This is a genomic window from Mesoplasma florum L1, from assembly GCF_000008305.1.
Taxonomy (GTDB): domain Bacteria; phylum Bacillota_I; class Bacilli_A; order Mycoplasmatales; family Mycoplasmataceae; genus Mesoplasma; species Mesoplasma florum.
Genome location: NC_006055.1, coordinates 684,060 through 695,171, shown reverse-complemented (window position 1 = coordinate 695,171; position 11,112 = coordinate 684,060). Strand labels below are relative to the sequence as shown.

Genomic DNA, 11,112 nt, shown 5'->3' with positions numbered 1-11,112 from the left:
ATAATAAGGAGATATTAAATATGAAAAAAACTTCAAATAAAGTTGTATTAGTTGGTACTGGTGCAGTTGGTATGTCATTTATTTATTCAGCAGTAAACCAAGGTTTAGCTGAAGAATACGTATTAATCGATGTTAATACAAAAGCTGCAGAAGGGAACGCAATTGATATCCAAGATACAATGGCTGTTTTAGACAAACCTTTTACAATTAAAGCTGGAACTTACGAAGATTGTAAAGATGCAGATTTAATTGTTATTACTGCTGGGCGCCCACAAAGACCTGGAGAAACAAGATTAGAATTAATTGCAGATAACTCAAGAATTATGAAAGGTATAGCTGAAGCTATTAAAGCATCAGGATTCAATGGAGTAACTGTTATTGCTTCAAACCCATGTGATGTTTTAACTACTGTTTATCAACAAGTAACTGGTTATGATGAACATTCAGTTGTAGGAGCAGGAACAACACTTGATTCAGCTAGATTAAGAAGATTAGTTGCTGAAAAATTAAATGTGGCTCCTAAATCAGTTAATGCTTATATTATGGGAGAACATGGAGATTCATCAGTTGCTGCGTACTCAAAAGCAACAGTTATGGGTCAACCAATTAGCAAATACTTAGCAGAAGGAAAAATTACTGAAGCTGATTTAGAAGAATGTTGAACTAGAGCTATTAGAATGGCTTATGAAATTATTGAACGTAAAGGTGCTACTTACTACGGAATTGGTGTTTGTTTAAATGCAATTTCATCAGCAATCTTGAGAGACGAAAAAACTACATTCATGGTAGGTGCTAAACTAAATGGTGAATATGGACAAAAAGGGTTCTATACTGGAGTTCCTGTTATTTTAGGGTCAAAAGGATGAGAAACAATCATTGAATGAGATCTATCAGATGCAGAAAAAGCAGCATTTAAAAAATCATGTGATGCTTTAGATGCAACTTACCAAAAAGCAAAAGAAGCTATTGCTTAATTAAAATTAATAATAAGATGTTAATCATCTTATTTTTTTTGCGCTTTTTGCTTAATTATAAATGAGGTGAACAAATGCTAAACCAAATCAAAGAAGAAGTTAATACTGATATTTTGGTAGAAAATATTATTTCAAATGCTAATCAATCTTTTTTAGCACCAGAGATAGTTTTTATAAATAAACCTTACACTATTAACAAAAATAGCTATTTTAAAATGTTAGTAAGTTTAAACCTAAATCCAAATATGGTTGATGTTGATGAATATAAAAAGATTTATGGTATTACAAATTTAGATTTCAAATTATATAATTCTGATTTAAAAGAAATTAAACCAGCTTCAACAATTACTAAAAATTATGAAATAAATAATAAAAGTAAAATATTTTTTGAATTTGAAATACCAATTTCTTTAAAAGAAGAACATGCAATAAATTTAAGTTTTGGTTTCAGTCATGAATTTAAAGAAATAAAATATAAGTCTAAAGGATTTATAAAAATAAATCCAACATTTAATAAAGTAGATAATGAGATTAATATAAATTTAATTAATTATTTAACTTATTATGATATTAAAAATGAAATCAAAAAATGAACATCAGATTGTATTTTAAGTGCAAATTTAAATTTAAATTTTAATCAATTAGAAGTTAATAAGTATTATAAAAATTTTGCTAAAATGACAATTTCTTTTAATGAAGAAAATCAACATTTAATAAATAACAATAAGATTATATTAGAAGAAATTCAGCAAGCTAAAAACAATAAAATTTTTCCTCATTTAATATTAGAAGATTTTAAAATAAATGATGAAAATGATTTTAAAAATTATTATTCAGGCAAATTAACTGCTAAATTAGTTGAAAATGAAAATTTGTTTTTAATAAATTACGATGGTTTATCAGTGTTAGATGAAAAAACAAAAAAAGTATTGTTAAATGAAGGATTAGATGGCCTTTACATAAATCCGTATAATTGAAATTTAGATCAATGCATGGTTATGAGATTAAATATTTTTGGCGAAACCTTTACCTTCAATTCAATAATTAAGTCTTACAATAAATATCAATTTATAGATAATTTAAAATTTAATATTCAAAATAGTAAAAAATTTATTTATAAATTCGATAAATTATTTTGAACAATTTTAATTTTACTAAATGCAGAAGAAATAAAGGAGATGATAAAAGGTTATGAAATTTTTTAAAATTCTTTTGGTATCTATAATTTTATGTTCAGGCTTAGTTACCTTATATTTTGCTATAACAAGTGCCAATTTTTTTGGAAACAAAATAGTAGATAATCTAAATATTAAAAAAGTTACTTTTAAAGATAATGAATGGAGATCTTTTATAAATAAAGATGGTGATATTGATAAAGACAAATTTATCAGTGTATTTTTATTAAAACTAGAAAATCAAGCATATGTGGAAAACATAAGTTTTGATTTTGAATTAAATAAAGTAGAAGTAAATATTTGAAATAATTATAAAAATTATAAGTGATTTTACCAATTAGAAAAAGCTTAATTAAATGTTATAATTTCTTTAGGTGATAAAAATGAATATACATAACGAAATTATAAAAGAATTAAAAAGTAAGGGTGCAAAAGGTAATCTAACAGCTGAGACTCAATTTTCATCAATTGGTTTAGACTCTTTAGATTTAATGGACATGATAACAGTGCTAGAAGACCGTTTATCAATATTTGTGCCAGATGATAAACTATTAGAAATAAAAACAATTAAAGATTTAGAAAATGTTATAGCTGAGCTAACAAAATAATTATGTTAAAGTTAAATAAAATTCAAGAAGAAAAATATTTTGAAATAATTGATAAATTAAAAGTAAAGTCAATAAAAATTACCGAAATAAGATCAAATATTATAAAGATTATTATTATTTCTGAACACATTAATATTCAACAACTTACATTAAAGCTTGAAAAAAACTTATCAAATGTAAATCTTGCGAGTATTTACAATACTATAGATTTATTACTAAAAGAACACATAATAACATCAAATACTTTTGATGGTAAAAATATATGATATGAACTTTCAACAAACAAATCTGCTCACATTAAATGTGATGGTTGTGGAAAAATAGAACATGTTTCTGCTGATAAAATAAAGAACATAGATTTTGATAAGTTTGATCATATAATTTCAGATAAAAAGCAAAAATTAGAGCATATTAAGATAGAGATACATGTGATTTGCGAAAATTGTAGCTCAAAATAAAACAACGCTTTCATATTAGGATTGAAAAAAACCTTTTTTTTATTTATAATATTTAAGTGTTTAATAGGGGCATAGTTCAGTTGGCAGAACATCGGTCTTCAAAACCGAGTGTCGCGAGTTCGAGTCTTGCTGCCCCTGCCAATTTTAAAAAAAACAAAGTGCTCATTATTGAGTACTTTTTTAGAGGTATAGTTCAGATGGTAGAACATCGGTCTCCAAAACCGAGTGTCACGAGTTCGAGTCTTGTTACCTCTGCCAATTAAAAAATAAAATGAATTGATGAAGTTAAAAACTTTCACCAATTCATTTTTTATATTTTTTTTGTAATAATAAAACCTATTGTGTCTACACCTGCATGTGCTGTGTAAATATTTGGTATTAATTCTTCTGAAAAATTAACTTTAGCTTCAACTAAAGCTCCTCTAGCAGCTTCATATATTTTTGAAGAAGTTAAAGGTGTTCTAACAAAAACCATTTCAAAACCTTTTGAATAGCTCTCATGATATACTTTAGTAATTCTATCCATTATTGAATTGATTGTTCTACCCATAGCTTCTTTTTTAGGTTCAGCTTCTCATTTAATTAATACTTTAGTTTTTAAAATATTTAAGACAGTTGTGACAGCTTTTTTACCTCTCCCACCATTTGTTAATCTTTTTAAATCACCAGGAAGAATTGCAATATACATTTCTTTTTCATATTCTTTAATTGCTTGTGTTATTTCTTCAGGTGTTTTAATTTTACCTTCTTCTAACAATTTAGAAATATGAAGAGCCGTTTGTTCTATTGCTTGAGCTGCAATGTTTAAATTTTCATAAACAGTAACTTTTCCAATATATTTATCATCTCTTGAAACCATCATTGCTGTTTGTAGCATACTTGATAAATTACCTGTTATAGGGATATGAAAAATGTGATCATAAGTTTTTAAAAGTTCGTCATATTTGTTTTCGACTTCACCTGGACTAGCTTGACTTGTTTTGATATCAACACCCTCTGAAATTAATTTAATAATGCCTTTTTCTTTCACTTCTTTTGGAGTGTCTAACATATCTGTTCCATTAGGGAAAGTAAAGTGTAAAGGTAAAACCTCAATATTTTTATTTTTTATTTTTTCTGATTGATTAGTTCCTGAACTATCTAATAAAATAACTATTTTCATAAATCCTCCTATTTCTTTCATACAGCAATTGCTAAAGTTTCTTTACCAGTATGAGCTGCAATAACGCTAGTTATTTGGCTTTTTAAATTTATTTGAAAGCCCTTTTCTTCAATTATTTGAATGACTTCTGCTAATGTTTCTGGTTGCATTCTTGAATAAGATATATCAACAACCTTAACACCTTTAGCATTTTTCTTTATTAAATCCAATGCTTCATTAACTGCTTTTTTAAAAGTTCTTGCAGTTGCTTCTTTATCTATTTTTCCATCATATCTTAATATGGGAACAATTTTTAACATTTTTGCTAAACTAGCTGCAGCAGGGCTAATTCTTCCACCACGCTTCAATGTATCTAAAGTTTTTGGAATTATGTATCCAATGAAATCCTCATTTGCTTTAGAAACTAATTCCATTATTTCAAAACCTCTTTTATTTTGTGCAATTCAGAAGGCAACTTTCTTAACAAATTCTTGATTAATAATACTTACTCCGTTAGTATCACAAACAAAGACTTTACCTTTGTACTCTTCTTCAGTTTCACTTAACATTCTGTAAGTATTGAATTGACCACTTAATCCTTTTGATAAAGGCAAGAATATTATTTGATCATATTCAGTTAAAAGTTTATCTCAAACCTTTAACATTTCACCCGGTGTGGTTTGTGCAGTTTTAAGAGCCTGCTTTTCTAATAAGTCATAAAAAAAGTTATCGTCTAACTTATCATCACTAAAATGTGTTGTACCATCTTCTTCAACAATTAATAAAGGTACTTGATACAAATCTTTAAAACTTTTCAAATTCCCATCAAATGATGAGTCAGTTAAAATAGCTATTTTCATAATATAACCTCCTGTTGTGCTTTTTTAATAACTTAATTATATAATATTAATAAAATTATTAAAATAGAGGTAGACACATGAGTACAAAATTTGGAGTATTTTACAATAAACAGTTTAATTGTTTAATGTTAACTTTTAAAAACAAACCTATTACATCTTCAGAAAAAAAAGGGAATATAGTTATTTTAAAAAATGAGGAGGAGTTAGTAGGGATAAATATCTTTGAAGTAAAATTAGAGATTAATAAAAATTTTATTTATAATGATTCTGATATTTTAACTTATATTAATTCTGAGTTAAAGGATGTTATTAAACTTGAGCCATTAGAACAATTTGTTATTGGGAAAATTATCAAATGTGATGCAATCCCTGACACACACTTGAGTGCTTGTGAAGTTGATATTAAAACAAAAATTTTAAAAATAGTTTGTGGTGCAAAAAATGCTAGAGAAGGTATATTTGTAGTTGTTGCAACAGATGGAAGTTGAATGCCTAATGGAATGCAAATTCAAAAAGGTAAGTTAAGAGGATATGATTCAGAAGGAATGTTATGTAGCGCAAAAGAATTAAATATTGAAGAAGGAAAATTTAATTCTGAAGGCATAATTGAGTTAGATGAAAAATATCGCAATAATTTAGGTAGCGAGTTTAAAGGTTAATTTTATGAATAAAATAAATTTTGATAAAAAAATAAAAGACGGATATTATATAGCTGACTATTTTAAAAAAACTAGTTTAATTATTAATAACGAATTTCCAAATTCTATTGTTACTATGCAATTTTTTCAAAGAAAAAACAATATAACATTATCAGGTATAAATGAAGTTATACAACTTCTTGAATTTGCATGTAAAGATTATAAAAATTTAAAAATTTGAGCTTTAAAAGATGGAGACATAATAAACGCAAATGAACCGGTTTTAAAGATCGAAGGTAATTATTCTAGCTTTGGTTGATTAGAAGGTATGATTGACGGAATTTTAGCAAGAAATTCATGTATAGCTACAAACTCAAGCAAAATTGTTAAAGCTGCTAATGGTAAACCAGTTTTAAATATGATGGATCGTGCAGATTCCTATTTGACTTTACCTAGTGATGGATATTCTTCATGAGTAGGAGGAATTAAATTATTTGTAACAGAAGCATCAGTTGAACTAATTGATGATTCAAGCGTGCCAAAACCATCAGGAACAATGCCACATGCGCTTATTCAGGCTTTTGATGGTGATATTTTGAAAGCAACTGAAGCATTTTATAGAAACTTTCCTGAAAGTAATTTATTATCTCTTGTTGACTATAACAATGATTGTGTAAGAGATTCTGTAAAAGTTGCAAATCATTTTAAAGAAAAACTTTGAGCTATAAGAATTGATACATCAGGTAATTTAATTGATAAGTACTTAGAAGAAAACAGAAATAAATATCCTGAAAATGCAAATCTATATGGAGTAAATCAATATTTAATTAAAGAAGTTAGAAAAGCACTGGATGAATCAGGAAATAAACATGTAAAAATAATTGTTTCATCAGGTTTAACAGAAGAAAAAATAAAAGAATTCGAAAATAATAATACACCTGTTGATATTTATGGTGTTGGTGGATATTTAGCAAAAATAGATAACAATTTTACAGGAGATGCAGTTTTAATAAACGGAAAAGAACAGGCTAAGTTTGGTAGAAAAAACATAGCTTCTGATCGTCTAACACAAATAAAATAAAGGAGAATTTATGAATATAATTAAAGAACTAGAATGACGTGGGTTGGTAAAACAAATCACAAATGAAGAAAGACTATTAAAAGCACAAAATGATGGAGCTGCTGTTTATTGTGGTTTTGACCCAACTGCAGATTCATTGCATGTTGGTCATTTAATGATGATAGTTACACTTAAAAGATTTGATAAAGCTGGATTTCAAGCGATTGGATTAATTGGTGGTGGTACTGGAATGATAGGGGACCCATCATTTAAAGCTGATGAAAGAAAATTACAAACAGATGAACAAGTTAAATTTCATGCAACAGCAATACAAAATCAATTATTAAGAATAATTCCTGATGTTACATTTGCTAATAATGTTGATTGATTAGGTAATATGTCTTTAATTGATTTTTTAAGAGATGTTGGAAAAGATTTCAATATTAGTTATTTACTAAATAAAGACTCAATTGCCACTAGAATAAGCACAGGATTATCTGTGACAGAGTTTTCTTATACAATGCTTCAAGCTTATGATTTTTACAATCTATATATAAATCATAATTGTAAAGTTCAAATTGGTGGAAGCGATCAATGAGGAAATATAACAAGTGGAACAGATTACATTTCAACAAGAGTAGGTTCTGCTAACACTGAAGCAGCAGGATTTACAATACCACTTTTAACTAAATCAGATGGTCAAAAATTTGGTAAAACAGAATCAGGAGCAGTTTGATTAGATTCAAATAAAACTAGTGTTTATGATTTTTACCAATTTTGAATTAACCAAGACGACAATGATTGTGTGAAAATGCTAAAATATTTAACATTTTTAACAAAAGAAGAAATTGATGAATTAGAAGCAAAACATAAAGAAGCTCCTCACTTAAGAACAATGCAGAAAACACTTGCTTCTGAAATTACAAAATTTGTTCATGGTGATAAAGAATTGAACAAAGCTATTAAATTAACTGATGCGTTTTTTACTGGAAATATTTTAAATCTAGATGATGATCTTTTAGAGTTAGCAATTAAATCAATACCAACTATTCAATTAGAAAAAACAACTAGTGCAATTGATGCAATAGTTAATGTAAATGCAGCATCATCAAAAAGAGAGGCTAGAGAGTTCATTAATGCTAAAGCAATTTCATTTAACGATGTAGCTGTCCAAGATGAAAATATGTTGTTATCAGAAATTAAAACTATTAAAAATAATAAAATAATAGTTAAAAAAGGTAAGAAAAAATACTATTTATTGGAAATTAAATAAAAAATTCCAAAAAAACATTTAACATTTGGAAAAAAATATATATAATAAAAATAGGGGATAAGAATTTATCCCCCCGCATAAAAATTGCTAAAGCAGTTTTTAAATCTTTTCATTTATATATACTTTTATTATCAAATTTACATTTTATTTTTTCTCTCAAAACAAATTAACTCATCTTAGGATGAGTTTTATATAAATATGTAAAATAAAAAAACGCCAGCAAAAAGCTGACGTTTTTAAGTTTAATTAATTATTTAATTAAACGGTTGTATCATTCAACAATTAAAGCATCGTTGATTTCTAGATTTAATTCTTGACGTTCAGGTAATCTAACAAATTGACCTTTTAAATTAGCTTTATCAACTTTAACGAATTCAACTGTTGATTCATTATTTTGTAATGCTTCAGCAATTTTATCATTTTTCTTCATAGCTTCTTTAACTTCAATTGAATCACCTGGTTTTACTTGGTATGAAGGAATGTCTAATTTTTTACCATTTACTAAAATGTGTCCGTGGTTTACTAATTGACGAGCAGCTTGTCTAGTCATTGCAAATCCAAGACGGAAAACGATGTTGTCCAATCTTGATTCTAATAATACTAGGAAGTTTGTCCCTAAAATTCCACCGTGAACTTTTTTAGCTTTAGCAAATGTGTTTCTGAATTGTCTTTCAGTCATTCCATACATGAATTTAACTTTTTGTTTTTCTTGTAATTGAGCACCATATCCACTCATTTTTAAACGAGCTTTGTCTTTACCGTGTTGACCTGGAGTTGTTACTCTTTTTTTCCCTTTGCTAAATTCTTTACCATTCTCAAGAATTGAGAAACCATATCTTCTTGCTTTTTTAAATGTTGATCCTGTATATCTTGACATACGCTATCTCCTTTTTAAAATAAGCGTTATTAAAAATAATCTTTGATAAATTCCTTACTAACCAGTTTACCGATTCGCTCTTACTGCCAAGAGTTACTACTTTAAGCATGTGTAAACAGTTTTTAGTAAATATTCATCCGCAGAATATAAACAATAACTTTAATATTATATATATAAAGTAGATTACTTTCAACAACAAATGTGTTAAATATATTTGTTATAATTATATATAGTAGAAAAGTGGTGATTTCATGATATTAATGTCAACATTATCAAATAAACCGACAGCTTTATTAATAGTTGGTATTGTGTTTGTTGTGATTTCAATATTAGGTTTATTAGCAACCTTGATTACCCTTGTATTGTATAAAAAAACAGTTGAATATACATATGAAAGTTCAAGAAAATTAACATATGTTGATTCTTCACCTTTACTTAAAAAAATTATAATTATTTACAGAATATATATTAAAAATAAAGATAACAGAAATTTAGAAAGTACGTTTTATATTATGCTAAGGAATTATTACAATATCTTTGCAGAAAGATTTGTTACTTTAGCTACTGAAACAGCAGAGATGTTCAATGAAAATAGTTATAACCCTAAACCAACAATTAGAAACTACTTAAAAGCTAAAAAAATTTTTTATAGAGCTGAAATACTACATGCTGATACAGTTGACGTAATAAATAACATAGAACAAATTCTTGAAATGCAAAAAATTGCAAGAGACTGATATATAAATGTAATAGAAGAAACAAACAATATTAAATCATTAATAAAAGCAGGAAATGGTTCAACAAATGATACATGAAGCCCAAATGGTTTAAACTCAAACTTTTTTAATAACTTAAATCTTTACATAGAATCAGCTGGTCTAGATATCAAAAATGCAAAATATAACGAAGCAATTTCAAACTTAAAAGATGCTTATGAAATAATTTCAAGGTTGATATTAATTTTGGATGATACTGAAAAAATTGTTTATCTTATCGATTATCAATTAAAAAATAAATTAGAAGAAATTAGAAGTTCTATTTTTGAAAGTACAGCAGGAAGTGAATTACAAAAAAATAACAAAAAATCACAGTTTAATTCAATTTCAGGATTTTACGCAAATTGAGTTAAAACAATTAAAAGAGAAATTTATTCTATAAATATTGAAAAAGCATACGAAAACTCAAGAAGACTTTTATCTCAAATATGTTTATTTGAAATAAATATGAAATATGAAACATCAATAAAACAATTCATAGAATCTAGTCAAAAAGTGATTAAAAATGCATTTTCTTCAATTTCAAATGAAGTTGTTGCTCTTAAGGATATTAGAAATCTAAATAAAAAGTTTGGTACAAACAATAATATAAATTCAATCAAATCAAGAATTTTTTCTGTGGAACAAACAATCAAAGATCAGGAAGAAAGATACATAAATTTATTAAATGAATTTGCATTAAGCGAAACTTCTGTTCAAAAGTTACACTATGCAAAACAGGGTTCAAATTTAATGGACATAATATCTAAAATATTTTTATCTTTTGAAAATTTACGATTAATTAGAGCACAATTGACTTCACAAGAAGAAATAATTAATGAAATACAATCAAGAAATATAAGTTTAAAAAAAGTATTAGTTGTTATGGAAGTAATGATTGCTAAAAATCCAAGCATTTCAGTTTTAAAAACATACCAAGAACAAATTAACAATGGATTTAAAATACTAGAAAAATCAGAGAAAAACGTAAGAGTATATCCAGACACATTTTTATCAAGACCTGTATTTGATGAAATGATTGAGTACTTAGACGGAAAAATTGTTAGTTTCGCAATTTTAAAAAATGATATGGCTTCAACAATATATCTTGCTAAATTAGCAGAAGTCAGTTTGTCATACCTAAATCGTTTCGGCGGAATAGAATCAATTGATAAAAATATTGCTAAATCATTAGAAAAGTTAAAGCAAGAAAACTATACAGAATGTTTAAAAGATAATGTTTTAATTTTGAATAAATTAAATTCTCAAAATATAGCAGTTAGTTAAAATAGA

At 26.4% G+C, this 11,112-nt stretch carries 12 protein-coding genes and 2 tRNA genes; 11 read left to right on the top strand and 3 right to left on the bottom strand.

Annotated features, from left to right (window positions below):
- Nucleotides 1-20 precede the first annotated feature (20 nt).
- The 7 genes from MFL_RS03190 to MFL_RS03160 all read left to right on the top strand — a co-directional run bounded on the left by MFL_RS03190 (nucleotide 21) and on the right by MFL_RS03160 (nucleotide 3,473).
- Nucleotides 21-974, top strand: coding sequence for an L-lactate dehydrogenase (locus MFL_RS03190; RefSeq protein ID WP_011183494.1), 954 nt, complete (start codon nucleotides 21-23; stop codon nucleotides 972-974).
- A 74-nt stretch (nucleotides 975-1,048) separates the two neighbouring features.
- Nucleotides 1,049-2,179: a hypothetical protein gene (locus tag MFL_RS03185; protein WP_011183493.1), complete on the top strand. Its 1,131-nt coding sequence runs from the start codon at nucleotides 1,049-1,051 to the stop codon at nucleotides 2,177-2,179.
- Entirely contained in the window at nucleotides 2,166-2,501 is a 336-nt protein-coding gene (locus tag MFL_RS03180) for a hypothetical protein (RefSeq protein ID WP_011183492.1), read from the top strand. Before MFL_RS03185 ends, MFL_RS03180 begins: the two co-directional genes overlap by 14 nt.
- A 31-nt stretch (nucleotides 2,502-2,532) precedes the next feature.
- On the top strand, nucleotides 2,533-2,757 hold the full coding sequence (locus MFL_RS03175) for an acyl carrier protein (RefSeq protein WP_011183491.1): 225 nt from the start codon (nucleotides 2,533-2,535) through the stop codon (nucleotides 2,755-2,757).
- A 2-nt stretch (nucleotides 2,758-2,759) separates the two neighbouring features.
- Nucleotides 2,760-3,215 carry a Fur family transcriptional regulator gene (locus MFL_RS03170; RefSeq protein WP_011183490.1) on the top strand — a complete coding sequence of 152 codons (456 nt, stop codon included), beginning with the start codon at nucleotides 2,760-2,762 and terminating at the stop codon, nucleotides 3,213-3,215.
- A gap of 65 nt (nucleotides 3,216-3,280) precedes the next feature.
- A tRNA-Trp gene (locus MFL_RS03165) sits at nucleotides 3,281-3,356 on the top strand.
- 41 nt (nucleotides 3,357-3,397) lie between these two features.
- Nucleotides 3,398-3,473 (top strand) — tRNA-Trp (locus MFL_RS03160).
- A 52-nt stretch (nucleotides 3,474-3,525) separates the two neighbouring features.
- Here MFL_RS03160 and MFL_RS03155 read toward each other — a convergent pair.
- The gene (locus tag MFL_RS03155; RefSeq protein ID WP_011183489.1) at nucleotides 3,526-4,377 is read right to left on the bottom strand and encodes a DegV family protein; all 852 of its coding nucleotides are present in this window, start codon (nucleotides 4,375-4,377) and stop codon (nucleotides 3,526-3,528) included.
- A gap of 8 nt (nucleotides 4,378-4,385) precedes the next feature.
- Nucleotides 4,386-5,216 carry a DegV family protein gene (locus MFL_RS03150; RefSeq protein ID WP_011183488.1) on the bottom strand — a complete coding sequence of 277 codons (831 nt, stop codon included), beginning with the start codon at nucleotides 5,214-5,216 and terminating at the stop codon, nucleotides 4,386-4,388.
- Nucleotides 5,217-5,293: 77 nt separating this feature from the next.
- Between MFL_RS03150 and ytpR the strand changes: the two genes are divergently transcribed.
- The 3 genes from ytpR to tyrS are packed head-to-tail and all read left to right on the top strand — an operon-like array spanning nucleotide 5,294 to nucleotide 8,187.
- Nucleotides 5,294-5,875 (top strand): YtpR family tRNA-binding protein, encoded by a 582-nt coding sequence (gene ytpR, locus MFL_RS03145; RefSeq protein ID WP_011183487.1) that lies wholly within the window; start codon nucleotides 5,294-5,296, stop codon nucleotides 5,873-5,875.
- A 4-nt stretch (nucleotides 5,876-5,879) separates the two neighbouring features.
- Nucleotides 5,880-6,935 carry a nicotinate phosphoribosyltransferase gene (locus MFL_RS03140; RefSeq protein WP_011183486.1) on the top strand — a complete coding sequence of 352 codons (1,056 nt, stop codon included), beginning with the start codon at nucleotides 5,880-5,882 and terminating at the stop codon, nucleotides 6,933-6,935.
- A gap of 10 nt (nucleotides 6,936-6,945) precedes the next feature.
- Nucleotides 6,946-8,187, top strand: coding sequence for a tyrosine--tRNA ligase (tyrS, locus tag MFL_RS03135; protein ID WP_011183485.1), 1,242 nt, complete (start codon nucleotides 6,946-6,948; stop codon nucleotides 8,185-8,187).
- Nucleotides 8,188-8,437: 250 nt separating this feature from the next.
- Here tyrS and rpsD read toward each other — a convergent pair whose 3' ends face one another.
- On the bottom strand, nucleotides 8,438-9,064 hold the full coding sequence (gene rpsD / locus MFL_RS03130; protein ID WP_011183484.1) for a 30S ribosomal protein S4: 627 nt from the start codon (nucleotides 9,062-9,064) through the stop codon (nucleotides 8,438-8,440).
- Between the two features lie 251 nt (nucleotides 9,065-9,315).
- Here rpsD and MFL_RS03125 point away from each other — a divergent pair, with 251 nt between their 5' ends.
- Complete coding sequence (locus MFL_RS03125) at nucleotides 9,316-11,106, top strand: chromosome segregation ATPase (RefSeq protein ID WP_011183483.1); 1,791 nt, start codon at nucleotides 9,316-9,318, stop codon at nucleotides 11,104-11,106.
- Nucleotides 11,107-11,112 lie beyond the last annotated feature (6 nt).